Annotated in this window: 21 protein-coding genes; all 21 read left to right on the top strand. The window is 36.1% G+C overall.

Annotation, left to right across the window (positions count from 1 at the left end; genetic code table 11):
- The first annotated feature begins 307 nt into the window (after positions 1 to 307).
- Entirely contained in the window at positions 308 to 874 is a 567-nt protein-coding gene (fapR, locus tag ACTSKG_RS06000) for a transcription factor FapR (protein WP_464757229.1), read from the top strand.
- A 15-nt stretch (positions 875 to 889) separates the two neighbouring features.
- Complete coding sequence (plsX, locus tag ACTSKG_RS05995) at positions 890 to 1,885, top strand: phosphate acyltransferase PlsX (RefSeq protein ID WP_464757228.1); 996 nt, start codon at positions 890 to 892, stop codon at positions 1,883 to 1,885.
- Positions 1,878 to 2,828 carry an ACP S-malonyltransferase gene (fabD, locus tag ACTSKG_RS05990; protein WP_464757227.1) on the top strand — a complete coding sequence of 317 codons (951 nt, stop codon included), beginning with the start codon at positions 1,878 to 1,880 and terminating at the stop codon, positions 2,826 to 2,828. The genes plsX and fabD overlap by 8 nt, the downstream gene beginning before the upstream one ends.
- Positions 2,821 to 3,567, top strand: a complete 747-nt coding sequence (gene fabG, locus ACTSKG_RS05985; RefSeq protein WP_464757226.1) for a 3-oxoacyl-[acyl-carrier-protein] reductase — start codon at positions 2,821 to 2,823, stop codon at positions 3,565 to 3,567. The genes fabD and fabG overlap by 8 nt, the downstream gene beginning before the upstream one ends.
- A gap of 152 nt (positions 3,568 to 3,719) precedes the next feature.
- Positions 3,720 to 3,956, top strand: coding sequence for an acyl carrier protein (gene acpP, locus ACTSKG_RS05980; RefSeq protein ID WP_464757225.1), 237 nt, complete (start codon positions 3,720 to 3,722; stop codon positions 3,954 to 3,956).
- A 258-nt stretch (positions 3,957 to 4,214) separates the two neighbouring features.
- Complete coding sequence (rnc, locus tag ACTSKG_RS05975) at positions 4,215 to 4,973, top strand: ribonuclease III (protein ID WP_464757224.1); 759 nt, start codon at positions 4,215 to 4,217, stop codon at positions 4,971 to 4,973.
- A gap of 2 nt (positions 4,974 to 4,975) precedes the next feature.
- Entirely contained in the window at positions 4,976 to 8,530 is a 3,555-nt protein-coding gene (gene smc, locus ACTSKG_RS05970) for a chromosome segregation protein SMC (protein WP_464757223.1), read from the top strand.
- A 22-nt stretch (positions 8,531 to 8,552) separates the two neighbouring features.
- A complete protein-coding gene (gene ftsY, locus ACTSKG_RS05965) occupies positions 8,553 to 9,575 on the top strand; it encodes a signal recognition particle-docking protein FtsY (protein ID WP_464757222.1) in 1,023 nt (340 codons plus the stop codon).
- 196 nt (positions 9,576 to 9,771) lie between these two features.
- Positions 9,772 to 10,101: a putative DNA-binding protein gene (locus ACTSKG_RS05960; protein ID WP_387579741.1), complete on the top strand. Its 330-nt coding sequence runs from the start codon at positions 9,772 to 9,774 to the stop codon at positions 10,099 to 10,101.
- Positions 10,102 to 10,114: 13 nt separating this feature from the next.
- Entirely contained in the window at positions 10,115 to 11,470 is a 1,356-nt protein-coding gene (gene ffh, locus ACTSKG_RS05955; protein ID WP_464757221.1) for a signal recognition particle protein, read from the top strand.
- Positions 11,471 to 11,573: 103 nt separating this feature from the next.
- Positions 11,574 to 11,846, top strand: coding sequence for a 30S ribosomal protein S16 (rpsP, locus tag ACTSKG_RS05950; RefSeq protein ID WP_093263327.1), 273 nt, complete (start codon positions 11,574 to 11,576; stop codon positions 11,844 to 11,846).
- 14 nt (positions 11,847 to 11,860) lie between these two features.
- Complete coding sequence (locus ACTSKG_RS05945; RefSeq protein ID WP_387579746.1) at positions 11,861 to 12,094, top strand: KH domain-containing protein; 234 nt, start codon at positions 11,861 to 11,863, stop codon at positions 12,092 to 12,094.
- Positions 12,095 to 12,148: 54 nt separating this feature from the next.
- The gene (gene rimM / locus ACTSKG_RS05940; protein ID WP_464757220.1) at positions 12,149 to 12,664 is read left to right on the top strand and encodes a ribosome maturation factor RimM; all 516 of its coding nucleotides are present in this window, start codon (positions 12,149 to 12,151) and stop codon (positions 12,662 to 12,664) included.
- Positions 12,664 to 13,389 carry a tRNA (guanosine(37)-N1)-methyltransferase TrmD gene (trmD, locus tag ACTSKG_RS05935; protein WP_464757982.1) on the top strand — a complete coding sequence of 242 codons (726 nt, stop codon included), beginning with the start codon at positions 12,664 to 12,666 and terminating at the stop codon, positions 13,387 to 13,389. The genes rimM and trmD overlap by 1 nt, the downstream gene beginning before the upstream one ends.
- 141 nt (positions 13,390 to 13,530) lie before the next feature.
- On the top strand, positions 13,531 to 13,875 hold the full coding sequence (rplS, locus tag ACTSKG_RS05930; protein WP_387579750.1) for a 50S ribosomal protein L19: 345 nt from the start codon (positions 13,531 to 13,533) through the stop codon (positions 13,873 to 13,875).
- A 1,244-nt stretch (positions 13,876 to 15,119) separates the two neighbouring features.
- Positions 15,120 to 15,683, top strand: coding sequence for a signal peptidase I (gene lepB / locus ACTSKG_RS05925; protein ID WP_464757219.1), 564 nt, complete (start codon positions 15,120 to 15,122; stop codon positions 15,681 to 15,683).
- Between the two features lie 84 nt (positions 15,684 to 15,767).
- A complete protein-coding gene (gene ylqF / locus ACTSKG_RS05920) occupies positions 15,768 to 16,616 on the top strand; it encodes a ribosome biogenesis GTPase YlqF (RefSeq protein ID WP_464757218.1) in 849 nt (282 codons plus the stop codon).
- Between the two features lie 103 nt (positions 16,617 to 16,719).
- Positions 16,720 to 17,487 carry a ribonuclease HII gene (locus ACTSKG_RS05915; RefSeq protein ID WP_464757217.1) on the top strand — a complete coding sequence of 256 codons (768 nt, stop codon included), beginning with the start codon at positions 16,720 to 16,722 and terminating at the stop codon, positions 17,485 to 17,487.
- Between the two features lie 9 nt (positions 17,488 to 17,496).
- On the top strand, positions 17,497 to 19,347 hold the full coding sequence (locus ACTSKG_RS05910; RefSeq protein WP_464757216.1) for a hypothetical protein: 1,851 nt from the start codon (positions 17,497 to 17,499) through the stop codon (positions 19,345 to 19,347).
- Entirely contained in the window at positions 19,344 to 19,640 is a 297-nt protein-coding gene (locus ACTSKG_RS05905; RefSeq protein WP_464757215.1) for an EscU/YscU/HrcU family type III secretion system export apparatus switch protein, read from the top strand. The genes ACTSKG_RS05910 and ACTSKG_RS05905 overlap by 4 nt, the downstream gene beginning before the upstream one ends.
- Positions 19,641 to 20,020: 380 nt before the next feature.
- Positions 20,021 to 21,181: an ADP-forming succinate--CoA ligase subunit beta gene (gene sucC, locus ACTSKG_RS05900; RefSeq protein WP_464757214.1), complete on the top strand. Its 1,161-nt coding sequence runs from the start codon at positions 20,021 to 20,023 to the stop codon at positions 21,179 to 21,181.
- The last annotated feature ends 11 nt before the right edge of the window (positions 21,182 to 21,192 follow it).

Here is a 21,192-nt window from a genome sequence, read left to right as displayed (position 1 = left end):
AGAGGGCGACGGACAAACATCCGCCACAACATTACCGGGAAAATGGATGGAGAAATGACGCAGTTACTTCTCCATCCACAAAGCTCCATGGTAATAGTGTAGCTAATGTTTCGTCCAAAGCACTCAGGAATTAGTGATGACTAGATGTACTTAAAGGACGCTTGCGTTTTTCTTGCGAATAAATATATGAGGGAAAATATAAAAAATAATAAGTGAATGCAAGAATGAATTTGAATCAATTCTTGCATTCTTTTTTTAATATTTATATACTGATATTAGTACCAAGTGCTAAAATGGTGGTGATTGGATGAAATATACAAAAAAAGAAAGACAAAAACTACTTTTAGATACGTTAGATAAAACCCCATTTATTACAGATGAACATTTAGCTTCCACATTTAAAGTGAGTGTGCAGACGATTCGTCTAGATCGAATGGAACTTTCTATTCCGGAATTGCGTGAACGGATAAAATCTGTCGCTACAGATAATTTTGGAGAAGAAGTGAAATCACTTCCAATTGATGAGGTAATAGGAGAAATTATTGACATTGATTTAGACAGACAAGCCATCTCATTATTGGATATTACGAAAGATCATGTGTTTGCGAGAAATGGAATTGCTAGAGGCCATCATTTATTTGCTCAGGCAAATTCATTAGCGGTTGCTGTAATAAATGATGAGCTTGCGCTTACAAGGAAATCTACAATTACATTTGTAAAACCAGTTAAGTCTGGCGACAGAGTAATTGCGAAAGCAATAGTAATTTCAAATGATATGGAAAAAAACACGACACTTATTGAAGTAACAAGTAAAGTGGAAAATGACACTGTGTTTGTTGGTCAATTCAGCATGTATAGAGTGACAAATTCTTAAATAAGGTGATGACATATGAAAATTTCAATTGATGCAATGGGTGGAGACAATGCCCCGCATGAAATAGTAAAAGGGGTATACCAAGCATTACAAGCATTTGATGATCTACATATTCAATTATATGGTGATAAAGAAAAACTATCTTCCTTAGTAACTGAACATGATCGATTAGAAGTGATACATACGGATGAGGTTATTGAAGGAACAGATGAACCAGTACGTGCCGTCCGAAAAAAGAAAAACTCTTCCATGGTAAAAATGGCGGAAGCAGTGAGAAATGGAGAAGTGGATGCATGTGTATCTGCTGGAAATACAGGTGCTTTAATGGCAGCTGGTTTATTTATTGTTGGGCGAATAGATCAGGTAGATCGCCCTGCACTTGCTCCGACTTTGCCTACTCTTGATGGTAAAGGTTTTGTTATGCTAGATTTAGGGGCAAATTCGGATGCGAAACCGGAACACTTAGCCCAGTTTGCAGTCATGGGTAGTGTCTATGCCGAAAAGGTTCGTGGAATTACAAAACCGCGAGTTGGATTGTTAAATATAGGTACGGAAGATAAAAAAGGAAACGAACTTACAAAAGAAGCATTTGCATTATTAAAAGAAGCTCCAATAAATTTCGTTGGAAATGTAGAATCTAGAGATTTATTGACCGGTGTTGCAGATGTTGTCGTAACAGATGGATTTACTGGTAATATGGTATTGAAATCGATTGAAGGAACGGCATCTGGAATTTTCACTTTGTTAAAAGAGGCTTTTAATACTTCAATGAAAACGAAGATATCTGCACTTTTAGTAAAAGATGAACTGCGAGGATTGAAAACTAAATTAGACTACTCAGAATATGGCGGAGCGGGTTTATTTGGTTTAAAGGCTCCTGTCATAAAAGCGCATGGTTCATCCAATGCTAATGCTATTTTTCATGCTATTCGACAAGCGAGAACAATGGTAGAATATGATGTTTGTGGAATTATTCAAAGTACTTTACGAAAGGAATTATCTAATGACTAAAATAGCATTTATTTTCCCAGGACAAGGCTCGCAATCAGTTGGAATGGGTCAACAACTTATTGAAAGTAACCAAGATAGTAAAAAATACTATGACCAAGCAGACGATGTATTAGGATTTTCACTCTCTAACATTATGCTAGAAGGACCCGCGGAGGAATTGACGAAAACATATCACGCCCAACCTGCTTTACTTACGACAAGTACTATGATTGCAAAACAACTATTGGAAGCTGGAATTTCGCCAAATTATACAGCAGGTCATAGCTTAGGAGAATATTCAGCACTTGTTGCATCAAATGTTCTAAGTTTTGAAGATGCCGTTTTATTAGTTCACCAAAGAGGTTTATATATGAATGAAGCAGTACCAGCTGGTGAAGGGGCCATGGCTGCTATTTTAGGCTTAGATAAAGATACTTTAGTGGAAGTGACGAAGGAAGTTTCCAAAAGTGGGGAAACTGTGCAAGTAGCCAATTTGAATTGCCCGGGACAAATTGTTATTTCCGGAACAGCTTCTGGAGTGGAATTAGCATCAGCTAAAGCGAAAGAAATGGGTGCAAAAAGAGCGATACCATTAGTAGTAAGTGGACCATTCCATTCTGAATTAATGAGACCTGCGGCACATAAATTAGATACTGCTATCTCAGCTATTACATTAAAGGACACTAAAACGCCCGTCATTTCAAATGTTACAGCACAACCGGTAACAGAAGCTTCGAATATGAAAAATTTACTAGTCGAACAACTATATTCACCAGTACGATGGGAAGAATCTGTGCAGGAAATGATCCAGCTTGGTGTAACTATATTTATCGAATGTGGACCTGGAAAAGTACTTAGTGGATTAGTGAAAAAAATCGATCGTTCTGTTACTACTTATTGCGTCTTTGATGAGGAAACGTTGCAACAAGTAATTACTGAATTAGGGGATGTTAAGCATGGGTAAATTAGACGGTAAATCAGCAATCGTAACAGGTGCATCACGTGGAATAGGGAAAGATATCGCACTTTATCTTGCAAAAGAAGGTGCAAAAGTAGCGGTTAACTATAGTGGAAGTAAAGATAAAGCAGAAGCAGTTGTAGAAGAAATTAAAGCTCTTGGTGGAGAGGCATTTGTGATACAAGCAAATGTAGATCAAGCAGAAGATGTGCAAAGTTTAGTTAGTGCAACGTTAGAGCAATTTGGGACGATTGATATTTTAGTAAACAACGCTGGAATTACGCGCGATAATCTACTTATGCGTATGAAAGAACAAGAATGGGACGATGTGATAGACACAAACTTAAAAGGTGTTTTTCTTTGCACAAAAGCGGTAACTCGACAAATGATGAAGCAACGTCATGGGCGTATTATCAATATTACCTCTATTGTTGGTGTTTCCGGAAATGCAGGGCAGGCAAACTATGTTGCTGCAAAAGCAGGGGTAATCGGTTTAACTAAGTCAACTGCTTTGGAGCTAGCTAGCCGTAATATTACAGTAAATTCTGTCGCACCTGGTTTTATTACAACAGACATGACCGAAGCACTTCCAGAAGAAGTGAAAACACAAATGTTAAGTCAAATTCCACTTTCTAAGTTCGGTAATCCAGAGGATATTGCTAAAGCAGTAGCGTTTTTAGCTTCAGATGATGCGAACTATATAACTGGTCAAACTCTACATGTTAACGGCGGCATGTATATGTAAATTCTACTGATGAGATAGCTTTGCATTCATCATTGTTTGCCTAAAGCTTATATGATGTATATGAATAACTAGCGTTTTCATTCAGTTTGAAAAGAAATGCTCTTTCCTTAAGGTGGAGTTTTTTGTATAATCATTGAGGGGAGGTGACAAATGTGTCAACAGTTTTAGAACGTGTTACAAAAGTAGTCGTGGATCGTCTAGGTGTAGATGAAAGCGAAGTAAAATTAGAAGCATCTTTCCGTGATGATTTAGGTGCAGACTCTCTTGATGTTGTTGAATTAGTTATGGAACTTGAAGATGAGTTCGATATGGAAATTTCAGATGAAGATGCTGAAAACATTTCAACTGTAGGTAGTGCAGTTAGCTATATTGAAAGCAAACAAAGCTAAGATCAAATACGCCTTGGCGTATTTGTAATAGGATTTTCGAATCTAGCTTGCCAGATTCAAAACCCGTGACATCCGCCGTAGGCTTTAAATTTATTTAGTGTCGTTTTTACGCTATGCCAAATAAAATTAAATAGCGGAAGAGACGTTCTACCTATTCCTTGTGAATAGTGATAGAACGTCTCTATTTCTTTTTGCACAATGCTATATAAACAGGTAAACTAAAGAGCATACATGTTAAGTTAGGAAGGCAGATTATTCATGAAAGTAAATCGTAAAAGTATACATCCGAAAAAAACAGTTTTCCCTGAAAGTGTAAAAGAACAATTTGTACAATTTCAACAATATTTCGAAGTTCAATTTGATAACCCAACATTATTGTATCAAGCTTTTACGCATTCATCCTATGTGAATGAGCATCGACGGAAATTTTTTACCGATAATGAGCGACTTGAATTCCTAGGTGACGCCGTTTTAGAATTGTCTGTTTCTCAATATTTATTTCAACAATACACGGGTATGAGTGAAGGAGAACTAACAAAACTCCGAGCGGCAATTGTTTGTGAGCCATCTCTTGTAATATTTGCCAATGAGTTAAACTTTGGGAAATATGTATTGCTTGGAAAAGGAGAAGAGCTAACAGGTGGACGCGAAAGACCAGCTTTACTAGCGGACGTTTTTGAGGCATTTATCGGTGCTTTATACTTAGATCAGGGATTAGAAACAGTTGTATTATTTTTAGAAAAGGTTGTATTCCCTAAAATCGAACTCGGTGCTTTTTCGCATGTGATGGATTATAAAAGTCAATTACAAGAAGTTATTCAGCAACAAAATAATGGCATGTTAAGTTATGAAATAGTCGAGGAAAAAGGACCAGCGCATAACCGTACTTTTGTTTCTCGTGTTTTGTTAAACACAAGGGAACTTGGAATTGGTAAAGGACGATCAAAAAAAGAAGCAGAACAACAAGCAGCAAGACTTGCAATACTTGCATTAAAGGACCATGAACGGGAGGAATAAATTTGTTCCTTAAACGATTAGAAATAATAGGATTTAAATCATTTGCTGACCGAATTGGAATAGATTTTGTTCCTGGAGTAACTGCTGTAGTAGGACCTAATGGTAGTGGGAAAAGTAATGTAATAGATGCAATTCGATGGGTATTAGGAGAGCAATCTGCTAAATCTCTACGTGGTGCAAAAATGGAAGATGTTATTTTTGCAGGAAGCGATTCAAGAAAAGCATTAAATTTCGCCGAAGTTACATTAATATTGGATAACACCGATCAACGGGTCGCACTTGATTTTGCAGAAATTAGTGTAACTAGAAGAGTATTTCGTTCGGGAGATAGTGAATATTTATTAAACAAGCAAACGTGTAGATTAAAAGATATCACAGATCTATTTATGGATTCTGGCCTTGGAAAAGAAGCTTTTTCTATCATTTCACAAGGTCGAGTGGATGAAATTTTAAATAGCCGACCTGAAGAAAGAAGAACTATTTTTGAGGAAACTGCTGGAGTTCTTAAATATAAACAACGTAAAAAGAAAGCAGAATTTAAACTTATTGAGACTGATGACAATTTAAATCGAGTGTTAGATATTTTACATGAATTAGATAGTCGGATGGAACCTCTTCAAATACAGTCTTCGCTTGCTTCAGACTATTTGAGGATGTCCGAAGAGTTAAAAGACATTGAAATTGCAGTAATCGCGCATGATTTAAGACTATTTGTTCAGGAGAGCAAAGAATTACATACAAAATTGCAAGCACTTGACGTAACAAAAAAATCTCTATTGTTACAAATAAAAGAAATTGAAACTCGAATTCAAACAAATAGAAAAGTAATGTCTGATGTAGATGAAAAATTGGATGTTGGGCAAAGTGAATTAGTAGATGTAAGTTCCGAATTAGAACGTTTAGAAGGTAGAAAACTTTTACTTGCGGAGAAAAAGCAAAATGCGAGTCAACAAATTTCTCAGCTAAGAAAAGCTCTAACAGAAGAACAAGAAAAGCTTGAAACACTAGAAATCCAACTAAAAGAAAATAATGTATCTAAATCAGAAAAACAAATTCTTTTAAAAGAGCTTCGATCAAAAAAGCTTCAAATTGATACAGTTTTAAGTAAATCTGCCTCGGAATTAGAAGAAGAGATAGACGATCTAAAAACCACTTATATTGATTTGTTAAATGAAGAAGCTACTATGAAGAACGAAATGAAACATATGGAGCAGCAACTTCAATTTGAACTTGTTTCTTCTGAAAAAATGATGGCAGATTATCGAGATATAAAAGAAGAATTAGAGAGGCTGACAATTCGTAAAAATGAATTAGATCAATTGCTTACAACTTGTCAGACAGAGTTAGAGCAAAAGCTGCTCGATTACAAAACAAAACGTGAAATAGCTGAACAGCTTGAGCAAGGATTTGAAGAGCAACAAACAATGTTGCAAAAAGCTTATCAAATGAAGCATCAAATGCAGGCTAGAAAAGACTCATTAGAAGAATTAGAATCTGAGTTTTCAGGTTTTTTTCAAGGGGTAAAGGAAGTTTTAATTGCACGTGATAACAAAGAGTTGAGTGGAATTCATGGTGCGGTAGCAGAGTTAATTCATATTCCACATACTTATATGAATGCCATCGATACTGCTATTGGGCAACAGTCCCAGCATATAATCACAGATACTAGCCAAGACGCACGGGTGGCAATTGAATGGTTGAAAAAGAAAAGAGTTGGAAGAGCGACATTCCTACCACTTCAAGTTATGAAATCTCGTAAATTAAATGAGCAAACTTTATCGATTATTAGTCAACATCCTTCTTTTGTAAATACAGCAGATAAACTTGTTAATTATAATGATGGGTATCAAATTATTGTGGAAAACCTTCTCGGAAATATTATTATTGCAAAAGATTTAAAGGGTGCAAATGAGATGGCATCTCGCTTGCAGTTTAAATTCCGTTTTGTAACATTAGATGGTGATGTTGTGAATGCGGGTGGTTCATTAACAGGTGGATCTGTTAAGCAACAATCATCTTTGTTTACACGTAAAATTGAATTGGAACAGCTAAATGATAAATTAGTAGAATTAGAAAAATCAGTTTTACAAGCAGAAAAATCTGTTTCTTCCAAAAAACAAGAAGTACAAATATTGAGAATAAAGTTAGAAGAAACTAGGCTTGCCGGAGAGAATTTAAGAGGAGAAGAGCTTAAATTACTTTCTGAAACGAGAGAATGTACTGCAATTATTTCTAGACTCACAGCTCAATTAATGGAATACGATGAAGAGAAGACTGAAAAAGTTAATCTTCAATCTGACTTAGTTCGGAAAAAAGAAAAGACAACCTATAGAAGTGCGGAGATAAAAGAAGCTTTAGCCTCTATTCAAAGTACGATTGATGAATTACAACAACTAAAAATGCAATCGATTGAAGAAAAAGACAAATTCCAAAATGAATTAGGTGAGTTATTATCTCAAATTGCAGTTGTTAACGAACAAGTTACGCAAGCAGAACGGGAAAAAAACCAATTCGTAAATATGATACAATCTAGTACTGAGAAAATAGATACATTACAAAAAGAAATAGCATGGTATGAGAATGACGATCAAGCAGGTCAATCACCAGAAGAATTAACGAATCTAATTGCTCGACATAAATTGACAAAAGATCAGTTAATCGAGCGAATTCAAGTTGCAAAAACGAGTAGAGTGGAGATTGTTCAAAATATTAATCTGGCAGAAAGCACTCTAAAAGAACATCAACAACAAGCGGAAATTCTAACAAATGAAGAGCGCTCTTTGGAAATAAAACTAAGTAAATTAGAAGTTGAGATGAATACTTTACAAAATCACTTAGAAGAGTCCTACGAGTTAACTTTAGAAGAAGCAGAGCGCGATTTTCCTTTTGAGATGGAAGAACATCTTGCACGTAAAAAAGTCACCTTATTGAAACGTTCCATTGAGGAATTGGGTCCGATTAATCTAGGATCAATACAAGAATATGAACAGGTTAGTGAACGCCATTCATTTTTGACAGAGCAACGGGAAGATTTACTTTCTGCACAAGAAACATTACATGAAGTGATAAAAGAAATGGATGAAGAAATGACAATCCGTTTTGAAACCACATTTAATGAAATTCAAAGGCATTTTAAAGTAGTTTTCAGGGAGCTTTTTGGTGGAGGTCAAGCAGATTTGGTTTTAACGGATCCAACTTCACTACTTGATACTGGGGTTGATATTATTGCACAACCCCCGGGTAAAAAGTTACAAAACCTAACTCTTTTATCTGGAGGAGAGCGTGCACTAACTGCTATTGCTTTATTGTTTGCTATACTTCATACACGTCCTGTACCATTCTGTATTCTTGATGAGGTGGAAGCTGCCCTAGACGAAGCAAATGTTACTCGTTATAGTAATTATTTGAAAAAATTCAGTCATAATACACAATTTATTGTGATCACTCATCGTAAGGGAACAATGGAAGGTGCAGATGTCTTATATGGTATTACGATGCAAGAATCGGGTATTTCAAAATTAGTTTCGGTTAAACTGGAAGAGGAATTAGTAACATAAAGTGAAATAAAGGAGCTTAAATATGAGTTTTTTTAAGAAGTTTAAAGAAAAAATGCTTGGAACGCATGAAGAAATCGAAGAGACAATATCGGTAACGAATAAATTCAAAGAAGGTTTAGCTAAAACAAGAAATCAATTTACTTCAAAAGTAAATGATCTTGTGGCTAAATATCGTAAAGTAGATGAAGATTTTTTTGAAGAATTGGAAGAAATATTGTTACAAGCAGATGTTGGTTTTGAAACAGTTTCAGAACTAATGGATTCATTACGTTTTGAAGTTCAACGCAAAAATATAAAAGATACTGCAAGCATTCAATCTGTTATTTCTGAAAAACTAGTGGAAATTTATGAAGCTGGAGAAGAAAATATAACAGAGCTTCAACTCGAGAAGGATGGATTATCCGTTATTTTATTTGTTGGAGTAAATGGTGTAGGGAAAACAACCACCATAGGGAAACTAGCACATCGTCTAAAAAGTGAAGGTAAAAAAGTTATGCTTGCTGCAGGGGATACATTCCGTGCGGGTGCTATTGACCAACTTCAAGTTTGGGGCGATAGAGTAGGTGTAGAAGTGATTAAGCAAGCGGAAGGTTCAGATCCTGCCGCTGTAATGTACGACGCCATAAGAGCCGCAAAAACACGTAATGCAGATGTGTTAATATGTGATACTGCTGGACGCTTACAAAACAAAGTTAACTTAATGAATGAGTTAGAAAAAATTCATCGTGTTATTTCACGTGAAATTCCGAATGCCCCTCACGAAGTTTTACTAGCACTCGATGCTACAACGGGGCAAAATGCGCTTGTGCAAGCACAAACTTTCAAAGAAGCAACAAATGTTACGGGAATAGTGTTAACCAAGCTAGATGGTACTGCAAAAGGGGGTATTGTACTCGCTATTCGTACAAAGCTTCATATTCCTGTGAAGTTTGTTGGGCTAGGTGAGCAAATGGATGATTTACAGCCGTTTGATTCAGAGAGATATGTATACGGTCTATTTGCAGAAGGACTGGAACTTGAAAGTGAAAACGAAACAGACAAGTAGTTTTACTTGACAGATACATCCTCTATTACTAAACTAGAGGATGACAATTATAATTGAGTGAGAATCCAAACGCTCACAAATTCTTTTGCTTCCGGCGAATGTTATAGACTTTGAAAGGATTCAATTGTGCATGCACAATTGAAAATCTGGACGCAGTTACGCCGAGGTGCAATTGAATTGGTAAGGAGAGATGGGAATGATTGAAAAAACGACTCGTATGAATTTTCTCTTCGATTTTTACCAAGCTTTATTAACAGATAAACAAAGAAGCTATATGCAGCTTTATTATTTAGATGATTTATCACTCGGAGAAATCGCGGAAGAATACGATATTTCTAGGCAAGCAGTATATGATAATATTCGTCGTACTGAAGCAATGTTAGAAGAGTATGAGGAAAAACTAAATCTTTTTACTAAGTTTCAAAAACGACAAGATACAGTCGAGCAGCTGCTGCTTTTGGCAAAGGATCAATCATCTGAAAAAACACTGATTCAACTCATTAATCAATTAAAAGAATGGGATTAGGAGGCGAGCATGCATGGCATTTGAAGGATTAGCTGAGCGACTCCAAGGAACGCTTCAGAAAATCAAAGGTAAAGGGAAGATTTCTGAAGCAGACGTAAAAGAAATGATGAGAGACGTTCGATATGCTCTTCTTGAAGCAGACGTAAACTTGAAAGTTGTAAAAGAATTCGTCAAAAATGTTTCAGAACGTGCGGTTGGTCAAGATGTGATGAAGAGTTTAACTCCAGGTCAACAAGTCATTAAAATTGTAAAAGACGAACTTACAATTTTAATGGGTGGAGAGCAAAGTCAAATATCTTTTTCAACGAGACCACCAACTGTTATTATGATGGTCGGATTACAAGGTGCAGGTAAAACGACAACTACTGGTAAACTCGCAAGTTTACTTCGAAAAAAGTATAACAAAAAGCCATTACTTGTAGCTGCCGATATTTATCGTCCAGCGGCTGTTAAGCAACTTGAAACATTAGGGAAGCAATTATCTTTGCCTGTATTTTCTTTAGGTACTGATATTTCACCTGTGGAAATTGTGAAACAAGCAATAGATCATGCAAAAGAAGAGCATAATGATGTCGTTATCATTGACACCGCGGGTCGACTTCATATTGATGAAACACTAATGCAAGAGTTAAAAGATATTCGCGCAATCAAAGAACCGGATGAAGTGTTTTTAGTTGTTGATGCTATGACAGGGCAAGATGCTGTCAATGTAGCGAATAATTTTAATGAAACAATAGGTATTACAGGTGTCGTTCTAACCAAACTTGATGGAGATACCCGAGGCGGGGCTGCTTTGTCGATTCGCTCGGTTACTCAAAAGCCTATTAAGTTTGTTGGTATGGGTGAGAAGATGGATGCGTTGGAACCATTCCATCCAGAACGAATGGCTTCACGTATTTTAGGAATGGGAGATATGATGTCTCTCATCGAAAAAGCTCAAGCGAATGTTGATGAAGAGAAAGCGAAGGAATTAGAAGAAAAATTCCGCACGCAGTCTTTTACATTTGATGACTTTTTAGAACAAATTAGCCAAGTGAAAAAAATGGGACCATTAGACGAAATTTTAAAAATGCTTCCAGGAGCAGGTAAAATTAAAGGATTGGAAAATGCGAAGGTCGATGAAAAACAAATGGATCGTGTAGAAGCGATTATTTACTCCATGACGACAAAAGAAAAAACAACTCCTGAAATTATTAATGGTCCGAGAAAAAAACGAATTGCAAAAGGATCTGGTACAACGATTCAAGACATCAACAGATTATTAAAACAATTCGAAGATATGAAAAAAATGATGAAACAAATGACAAACATGCAATCAAAGGGAAAGAAAAAGATGAAAATGCCCGGTTTAGACTCTCTTTTTAAATAAATTTCCCAGAAAAAAATAGGGTGTTAAGAAAAAACACTTTACAAACAAATAAAAGCTTGATAATATACTATCTTGTGTGAAACTATTCGGAGGTGCAATAAAAATGGCAGTTAAAATTCGTTTAAAACGTATGGGAGCAAAAAAATCTCCTTTCTATCGTATTGTAGTAGCAGACTCTCGCGCTCCACGTGATGGTCGTCAAATTGAAACAGTAGGTACTTACAACCCACTTACTAAACCAGCTGAAGTTAAAATTAACGAAGAATTAGCGTTAAAATGGCTTCAAGACGGTGCGAAACCATCTGATACAGTACGTAACTTGTTCTCAGAACAAGGAATTATGGAAAAATTCCATAACGCAAAACTCGGCAAATAATCGGAGGGGACAATGTGAAGCAGCTGATCGAAGCAATCGTAAAACCATTAGTTGATTATCCAGATAAGGTTCAGATTGAAAAAGAAGAAAGCGTAAACCGTATAGTTTATAAGCTATCTGTTCATCCTGAAGATATGGGGAAAGTAATTGGCAAACAAGGACGGGTAGCGAAAGCCATTCGTACTATTGTTTACTCAGCAGCAGGCAGTCACCAAAAGAAAAAAACATATGTCGACATTCAAGATTAATGTACAAAAAGGGAGAACACTTTGTTCTTCCTTTTTTGATAGGGAGGTAACATTGTGGAATGGTATAACGTTGGTAAAATAGTGAATACACATGGCATTTGGGGAGAGGTTCGTGTTATATCTACGACTGACTTTCCTGATGAGCGCTACGAAGTTGGAAGTGAACTTGGACTTTACAAGGCGGATGGATCAAAACCGATTATCGTAAAAGTTGCTAGTCATCGAAAGCATAAGAACTTTGATTTATTAACATTCGAAGGGTATTCATTGCTAAAAGATGTAGAGGTTTTTAGAGATGCGGTATTAAAAGTATCTGAAAAGGACCTTTCAGATTTAGAAGAAAATGAATTCTACTTTCATGAAATAATTGGATGCACAGTTGAATCGATAGATGGTGAAACGATAGGTAAAATCACTGAAATCATTCAAACAGGTGCGAATGATGTTTGGGCTGTTCAACCTGAAAAAGGGAAAACACATTACATACCATATATTGAAGATGTAGTTAGGTCAGTGGATATTGATAATAAAAAAATTATCATTGAAGTATTAGAAGGTTTGTTATCATGATGAACATTCACATTCTTTCGCTTTTTCCGGAAATGTTTACAGGTGTTTTTAATACTTCCATTTTGAAAAAAGCTCAGGAAAAGAATGAAGTATCACTAAATGTAGTAAATTTTCGAGACTTTTCCGGAAACAAACATCACCAGGTAGATGATTATCCTTATGGTGGTGGAGCCGGAATGGTATTAAAGCCAGAACCCCTCTTTAATGCAATTGATTCGCTTACTACAAACACAGAACAAAAGAGACGCATTATTTTACTCTGTCCTCAAGGAGAACGTTTCTCGCAGCGCAAAGCAGAGGAACTTGCACTTGAAGAGGAGCTAATATTCATTTGCGGACATTATGAAGGTTATGATGAACGGATTCGAGAACATCTTGTAACGGATGAAATTTCTTTAGGAGATTTTGTGTTAACAGGTGGAGAACTTGCTGCAATGACGATTGTCGATAGCGTTGTAAGACTTTTACCCAATGTTTTAGGGAATGCGGAATCACATGAAAAGGACTCATTTTCAACCGGTTTACTGGAGCATCCACACTATACACGACCAGTAGAGTATCGAGGATACAAAGTGCCCGATGTATTATTATCAGGAAATCATGCGGCGATTGAAAAATGGAGAAGAGAACAGTCTTTGAAACGAACATTAAGTAGAAGACCGGAACTTCTAGAACAAATCCAATTAAGTGATTTGGATAAAGAGATGATTAATAAATTGAAGTAGTTGAAACTTATTAAAATTTATTGCATACAGCAATGAGGTATGTTATATTCTACTATGTACTTCTATGTGAAGTGCGCATTTTGGGTGTTCCGCTGCAACAGTTAATGAGTGTAAGAGCATTCTATACAAGGAGAGAAAAAAATGCAAAACATTATTTCAGAAATCACTAAAGAGCAATTACGTACGGATCTTCCTACATTCCGCCCAGGTGACACTGTTCGTGTACACGTTAAGGTTGTAGAGGGAACTCGTGAACGTATCCAAATGTACGAAGGTATTGTAATTAAACGTCGTGGAGGCGGAATTAGCGAAACTTTCACAGTTCGTAAAATTTCTTCTGGCGTTGGTGTTGAACGTACATTCCCTGTACACACTCCAAAAATTGCAAACTTAGAAGTTATTCGTCGTGGTAAAGTTCGTCGTGCTAAATTGTACTACTTACGTGAACTACGCGGTAAAGCGGCTCGCATTAAAGAACGTCGCTAATAGTAAAAATGTAAATGTTGTAGTAAAAGTGAAACCACTTTTGCTACAACATTTTTTTATTTAAGAGTTTATGCCATGAACAGGTTAGTTTCCTGGAAGCAAACATCTTACCGCTTCCTTAACTACGCTCGAGTACTTGGTCTCGAATTACAATAGATAGTATCCATTGCTAAAGAAGCTTTAGTGGACGAAATTGTATCTTCGTCCGCTTTTAAAAGGATAGGAAAGGATTTATTTTCACATTATCCAAACGACAATGGCGGCGGACAAACATCTGCCACAAGATTTCCGGAAAAATGGATTGTGAAGTGACGCAGTCTCCACTAAAGTTCCAACGGTAATAGTGTAGCTAATGTTTCGTCCAAAGCCCTCTGGAAATAGTAAAGATAAGATACCGGGGATTTCCGTTTCAGGTGGACGCGTTCCGCGGGGTGAGTGATGAGCCGTCACCGCCGCTACGCGTACGTTGTGATGGCTCATCTGTCTCACAGAGGAACGAAGGCTAAGAGCGCCACATCGTGTGGCAACGCCTTCGAGACCAACATCCTGCTGGCCTCCGTCTGGAGTCGCCACCTTTCACTTCAATCCATAAAGTGAGTAGTACTAACAAGAAGATTTAGCCCAATCGTTGTTGCTTTTTAAAATTTTTTGTGCATCGGAAAAAAATATAGCTCTATGACAGTTTTTAACTTTTTAGTTGAGCATTTAAACTTAATAATACGAGTAATCCCGTGGGATTTGAGAAAAATAGGCAGCATCAATAAATAGAGAAGGCATGAGCGGACGAAATTGTATCTTCGTCCGCTTTTCAACTGAGTAGGAAAGTATTTTTTCACTAATTATCCAAACCAAACGCATTATGTCCTTACAAATTTCAAGAGAGCGACGGACAAACATCCGCCACAAGATTACCGAAAAAAGTTTATCTGGAAGTGACGCAGTCACTTCCAGATAAACATTCCAACGATAATAGTGTAGTGAATGTTTCGTCCAAAGTACTCTGGAAACGGTGAGGAAAGGATGCTCTTAAAGGACGCTTGCGTTTTTCTTAGCCGAATTGTTCAAATGGTTGCTCTCCCAGTAGAATCAGTTGCTTTCACATTTCAATTGGTTGCTCTAAGACATTTTTTTCGTTGTCACAAAAAGTTCTGAAATATTTACTAAAAATAAAATTATTACTTTTCTTTTTGCTTGAAATAGAATTTCCTTGTACAATAAAGAGAGTATATAAAGGGGGCAAGTTGATGGAACGAGTGAAGAAAGAAAAGAACGAGTTATGGGAATGGTCCAAAGCACTTTTAATTGCATTTGGTATTGCCGCAATTATTCGTTTCTTTTTATTTACACCAATAGTAGTAGACGGTGATTCGATGATGCCGACTTTAAAAAATGGTGACCGGATGGTTGTGAATAAAATTGGTTACATGATTGGTGAACCACATCGTTTTGATATAGTTGTATTTCATGCTCCAGAGCAAAAGAATTACATTAAACGTGTAATAGGACTTCCTGGTGATACTGTTGAATATAAAAATGATCAGCTATATATAAACGGAAAACCAATTGCTGAACCATATTTAGATCAATACAAAAGCGAGATCACCGAAGGAACTTTAACGGATGACTTCACTTTACAAGAGACTGCTGCCCAGGTGGATAAAATTCCAGAAGGTTATATTTTTGTAATGGGGGATAACCGAAGATACAGTAAAGATAGTCGACTTATTGGTCTGGTTGCTATTAATGAAATTATTGGAAATACAAATCTTGTTTTCTGGCCATTTAAAGAAATTGGTTTTGTTAAATAGTAAATGCGAAGTTACCGGTAAACTTGAAAGTTAGAAAGTAGAAGAAAAAGATACTTTCTCATCCTTTAAAGGAGGAGATATTAGATGACAATTCAATGGTTTCCTGGTCATATGGCCAAAGCAAGAAGAGAAGTAACTGAGAATTTAAAACTGGTAGATATTATTTTTGAATTAGTAGATGCACGCTTACCGCTATCTTCTCGAAATCCCATGATTGATGAAGTCGTACATCAGAAAACAAGATTACTTATATTAAATAAGATGGATATGGCTGATGAATCGGAAACGAAAAAGTGGATAGCCTATTTTGACTCAAAAGGGCTCCCTACGGTGGCGATTAACTCATTAGAGGGAAAAGGCCTACAAGCTGTTTTTAAAGCCGCTAAAGAGCTTTTAAAGCCCAAATGGGATCGAATGAAAGAAAGAGGTATAAAACCTCGAGCAATTCGTGCAATGATAGTTGGAATTCCTAATGTCGGAAAGTCAACACTTATTAATCGATTTGCTAAAAAGAATATAGCGAAAACTGGTAATACGCCCGGCCTTACTAAAAAACAGCAATGGATAAAGGTCGAAAGGGAAATTGAACTACTAGATACTCCAGGTATTCTATGGCCCAAATTCGAAGATCAACAAGTCGGATATAAACTGGCATTAACTGGAGCTATTAAAGATTCATTGATCAATATGGAGGACTTAGCGGTATATGGTCTTCGATTTTTACAAGAGTATTATCCAAAGCGAATGGAAGAAAGATATAAAATAACAGAAGTTAGTGAAGACTTAGTAGTAACTTTCGATCATATTGGAAAGTTAAGAAGATGCTATTCTAACGGCGGTGAAATTGATTACGATCAAGTAGCAGAACTAATCGTAAGAGATATACGTAACCTCCATCTAGGTCGATTAACCTTTGATTTTGTAACAAAATAAAAGAAAATTTACCCTTTTTGCCATTTGGTGAAAAGGGTTTTCTCGATTTTTCAATATACATACCGATACATAAAGTGAGAGATAGAAAGTTGAAGTGAAATAAATGAAAAGCTTAAAAGATATAAAAGAAAAACTAGAATCTACTCTTTCATACGAACCATGGATGAAAGAACTAGAAGAGGATGGTAGAAGTGGGGCTATTAAATTATTAAATACATGGAAGAACAAGCAAAAGAAAATTGCAAAAGAATTATTAGAACATCAAGAGAAGTGCTTGTTTGACGCTAGTTATTGTCAAACCTCCACAGATTTAATAGCTGGTGTTGATGAAGCAGGGCGTGGTCCATTAGCCGGTCCAGTTGTTACAGCAGCAGTTATCTTAAACCAAAATACAGAACAACTTCTCGGTTTAAATGATTCGAAACAGTTATCTAAAAAGAAACGAAACGAACTAGCTACTTTAATAAAAAATAATGCAGTGAGCTATTATATTCATTTCCAGTCTGTGGAAAAAATAGATGAACTTAACATTTATGAGGCAACGAAACAGTCTATGACTGAGGCGGTGTTAAACTTACGTGAACTCCCCTCGGTGGTTCTAGTCGATGCAATGGTGCTTCCGATTCATATTAAAACGCATTCTATAATAAAAGGAGACGCAAGTAGTTTGGCGATTGCAGCAGCATCAATATTAGCTAAAACCGCACGTGATGACTATATGGAACAATTACATGAAGAGTACCCTCAGTATCTATTCAACAAACATGCAGGATATGGAACAAAAGAACATTTAGAAATGATCTATAAGCACGGTCCAACTATCCATCATAGGAAAACATTCGAACCGATTAAATCTTTATTAAAAAAATGAGGTGAATTAATGTCTTCAACATCTTTTTCTTCCATACAATCCAAAAATACACAAGTGGTTTCAACCAATACTCAAGCATCTATGAAAGAGGGACAAGTTGTTCACGGAACCATAAAAAAATTGTTTCCCAATCAAACAGCAGAAGTACAAATCGGCAATCAAAAAGTAATTGCAAAGCTTGAAACTCCCCTAAAAGCTGGAGATGCACATTTTTTTCAAGTGACGAAATCAGACCCAGAACTCCAATTAAAAGTAGTCTCAGGACCGCTAACTCAAGGAAATTCGCTTGCTCAACAAACCCAACAACTTTTACAAGCAATGAATCTTTCGAAAACAACAGAAATGCAAGCGATTGTTCAATTTTACTTGAAGGAACAATTGCCAATTTCGAAAGATTTATTACTCCAAGTAGAACAATTATTAAAGCAGCTCCCTTCAAATGTGACAATGAAAGAAGGGTTAGAGGCAATTCGCAAGATGACCGAGTTGAAATTCCCTTTAACTCAACAAATATTTGAATCTGTATTAAGTGGGAAATCTACTAATAGTTTACAAACGCAAATTCAAGATTTCAAAGTTGCTTTACAACAAGATTTGTCTATCCCGTCCAATGTAAAAAACAATTTGCTTCAAACACTGCAAAAAATTTCTGATCCATTTGGAGAGCCAGTTGCAGGTGCCGTAATAGGGAAACAGATAGAAATTTTACAAAATCCACAGTCAATCATGAGTACTAAGTTAGCTTTGTTACAAGCGTTAAAAGAAGCCGAAATCTTGCCGTCTACAGCAGCTTTGAATAATATTACTCCACCCTCAGTTTCGGCATCTTTACCTAATTCTGCTGGGGAGATAATGACTAATTTTAAACAAGTTAATGAAATTAATATAATGATTCCACAACTAAGGGACTGGGTAAGCACTCAATCTTTGTTAACAACAGAACAAAAAGACCAAATATTATCTTTATTAAAAGATAATGGACAGCCTATTCAAACTTCAAAGGTGAATAATGCGTTAGTGCAAGTATTTGCTGAACAAAGTCAACAAGCAATATTCTCTAAAGATGTGAATGGTCTTACAGCTAAGGAACACTTACTATCCTTATTAGGTAAAGGTGCAAACCTAGAAGTAATAAGTCAAACGCTTCAACAAGTAATAACTTTAAGTAAAAATAGTACACATCCATTTTTCTCAACATCTCTACAACAAGCTGAAGAAAATGTACTTAATCAGTTAGATGGAAGAGCATTTGAGCATGCCATGAAAGAAGTACTAAAAAATTTGGGATTTAGTTACGAAGCAAAGATTAACTTTCAAAATGAAGATGTAAGAAAACTTGCTGAAGAGTTAAAACCACAATTAGTAGAGTTAATTCAAAATCAAGTGGCATCAGCTCCTCTTAAAGATCATGCAAACTTACTATTAAATCGTATGAATGGGTTACAAATATTATCAAATGAAAATGGCCCCCAACATCAGTTGTTAATGCAAGTGCCATTAGAATTTCTCGGAAAAAAAATGGATGCAACACTTGAGTGGAATGGAAGAATGAAAGAGGATGGCAAAATTGATTCGGATTTTGCGAGAATTATGTTTTATTTACATTTAGAAACTTTAGAAGAAACAGTGGTAGACATGCAAGTTCAAAATCGAGTTGTTACAATTTCCCTATATAATAATGATGCTCGATTGCAGCCGATTACGAATATGTTGAAAGAATCTCTAAAAGAAGGACTTTTGAAAGTAGGATATAAACTATCGGGGGTATTTGTGAAGACATTTGATGATCAAAAAATATCCTCTTCACTAAACTCAAAATTACTTTCAAAGGAATCGCAAGGAGTAGATATACGGATATGAAAGATGAAAAGCACTCCCGAAAAGAAGCTGTCGCATTAAGCTACCAACCAGGTATTATAAATGCTCCAACAGTTGTAGCGAAAGGAAAAGGAAAGATTGCGGAAAATATATTACTTAAGGCAAAGGAGAATAATGTTCCAATTCAAGAGGATCCAAGTTTGGTAGAACTTCTTGGACAATTGGATATAAACCAATCTATACCGGAAGAGTTGTATCAAGCAGTAGCGGAGGTATTTTCTTTTGTTTATAAACTAGATAAAGAAAAAAGTAAAAATACCACGTTGGTTGATTAATCACTTTTTTTAGATGCATTCCTTGCTTATATAAGCAAAGAAATACTAATCGTATGGAGGTGCTGTGTGAGAAGGGTCACTACCTTTCAAATCCAGAAATCACGGTAATGGTGTAGTGATATTCAGTCCAAAGCAATCCAAAAGTGACTATATACCGAATGCCAAGTGTCTTACCACCAATTTAACTAGTAATTTACTAGATACTTTTGGTTAATTAACACATGTGTAAAAATACAAATTCATTCTCTTAAATTCGACAAAATATCCGAATATTCGTAGTTTAATATAAATATTGTACTTTTGTAGACAAGATGTGCGTGGTTTATTACAATGAGATAGGTAGTAAATTACTGGACATAAGTTTGATTGGAGGATGTAAAATGAATATCCATGAATATCAAGGTAAACAACTCCTCAGACAATATGGCGTAGCAGTTTCTAACGGGATTGTGGCTTTCTCACCTGAAGAGGCAGTTAAAGCAGCAAAAGAGTTAGGCTCAAGCGTTATTGTTGTTAAAGCGCAAATTCACGCAGGTGGTCGTGGTAAAGCTGGTGGGGTAAAAATCGCTAAAAATTTAGATGAGGTACGTGAATACGCGAAGGAACTTTTAGGTAAAGTGTTAGTTACACACCAAACAGGTCCAGAAGGTAAAGAAATTAAACGTTTACTTATCGAAGAAGGTAGCGACATTAAAAAAGAATATTATGTAGGTTTAGTTTTAGACCGCGCAACTTCTCGTGTAACTTTAATGGGCTCTGAAGAGGGCGGAATGGATATCGAAGAAGTAGCAGCAAATACTCCTGAGAAATTATTCTATGAAGAAATCGATCCAGTTGTAGGATTAACAGGTTTCCAAGCTCGTCGTATGGCTTTTAAAATGAATATTCCAGCTAAACTTGTTAACAAAGCAGCTAAATTCATGCTTGGTTTATATCAAGTTTATAAAGAAAAAGATGCTTCTATCGTTGAAATCAACCCGTTAGTAGTAACTAACGATGACAACGTATTAGCACTTGATGCAAAATTCAACTTCGATGCAAATGCTTTATATCGTCACGCTGATATTCTTGAAATGCGCGACTATGACGAAGAAGATGCAAAAGAAATCGAAGCTTCTAAATATGACTTAAGCTATATTTCTTTAGATGGAAATATCGGTTGTATGGTTAATGGAGCAGGACTAGCTATGGCTACAATGGATACAATTAGCTATTACGGCGGTTCACCCGCAAACTTCCTTGACGTTGGGGGCGGTGCTACAGCTGAAAAAGTAACTGAAGCATTCAAAATCATCCTTTCTGACGTAAACGTAAAAGGTATTTTCGTTAATATCTTCGGTGGAATCATGAAATGTGACGTAATCGCAGAAGGTGTTATTATTGCTGCGAAAGAAGTAGGTCTTGCAGTGCCATTAGTAGTACGTTTAGAAGGTACAAATGTAGACTTAGGTAAAAAATTATTAAATGAATCTGGCTTAAATATTATCGCTGCTGACTCAATGGCAGACGGTGCTCAAAAAATCGTTAATCTTGTAGGATAAGAAAGGCAGGG

It is taken from the genome of Psychrobacillus syltrankelensis (assembly GCF_055454035.1).
This window is presented reverse-complemented; position numbering and strand designations above follow the sequence as displayed.

Bases quoted from the DNA above. Each gene is read 5' to 3' on its own strand.
- ACTSKG_RS05910 (WP_464757216.1), top strand. From the start codon at position 17,497: ATGTCTTCAACATCTTTTTCTTCCATACAATCCAAAAATACACAAGTG.
- ffh (WP_464757221.1), top strand. From the start codon at position 10,115: ATGGCATTTGAAGGATTAGCTGAGCGACTCCAAGGAACGCTTCAGAAA.
- rplS (WP_387579750.1), top strand. From the start codon at position 13,531: ATGCAAAACATTATTTCAGAAATCACTAAAGAGCAATTACGTACGGAT.
- fabD (WP_464757227.1), top strand. From the start codon at position 1,878: ATGACTAAAATAGCATTTATTTTCCCAGGACAAGGCTCGCAATCAGTT.
- trmD (WP_464757982.1), top strand. From the start codon at position 12,664: ATGAACATTCACATTCTTTCGCTTTTTCCGGAAATGTTTACAGGTGTT.
- ACTSKG_RS05905 (WP_464757215.1), top strand. From the start codon at position 19,344: ATGAAAGATGAAAAGCACTCCCGAAAAGAAGCTGTCGCATTAAGCTAC.
- ylqF (WP_464757218.1), top strand. From the start codon at position 15,768: ATGACAATTCAATGGTTTCCTGGTCATATGGCCAAAGCAAGAAGAGAA.
- rnc (WP_464757224.1), top strand. From the start codon at position 4,215: ATGAAAGTAAATCGTAAAAGTATACATCCGAAAAAAACAGTTTTCCCT.
- ACTSKG_RS05915 (WP_464757217.1), top strand. From the start codon at position 16,720: ATGAAAAGCTTAAAAGATATAAAAGAAAAACTAGAATCTACTCTTTCA.
- sucC (WP_464757214.1), top strand. From the start codon at position 20,021: ATGAATATCCATGAATATCAAGGTAAACAACTCCTCAGACAATATGGC.
- ACTSKG_RS05960 (WP_387579741.1), top strand. From the start codon at position 9,772: ATGATTGAAAAAACGACTCGTATGAATTTTCTCTTCGATTTTTACCAA.
- fapR (WP_464757229.1), top strand. From the start codon at position 308: ATGAAATATACAAAAAAAGAAAGACAAAAACTACTTTTAGATACGTTA.
- rpsP (WP_093263327.1), top strand. From the start codon at position 11,574: ATGGCAGTTAAAATTCGTTTAAAACGTATGGGAGCAAAAAAATCTCCT.
- fabG (WP_464757226.1), top strand. From the start codon at position 2,821: ATGGGTAAATTAGACGGTAAATCAGCAATCGTAACAGGTGCATCACGT.
- ftsY (WP_464757222.1), top strand. From the start codon at position 8,553: ATGAGTTTTTTTAAGAAGTTTAAAGAAAAAATGCTTGGAACGCATGAA.
- lepB (WP_464757219.1), top strand. From the start codon at position 15,120: ATGGAACGAGTGAAGAAAGAAAAGAACGAGTTATGGGAATGGTCCAAA.
- plsX (WP_464757228.1), top strand. From the start codon at position 890: ATGAAAATTTCAATTGATGCAATGGGTGGAGACAATGCCCCGCATGAA.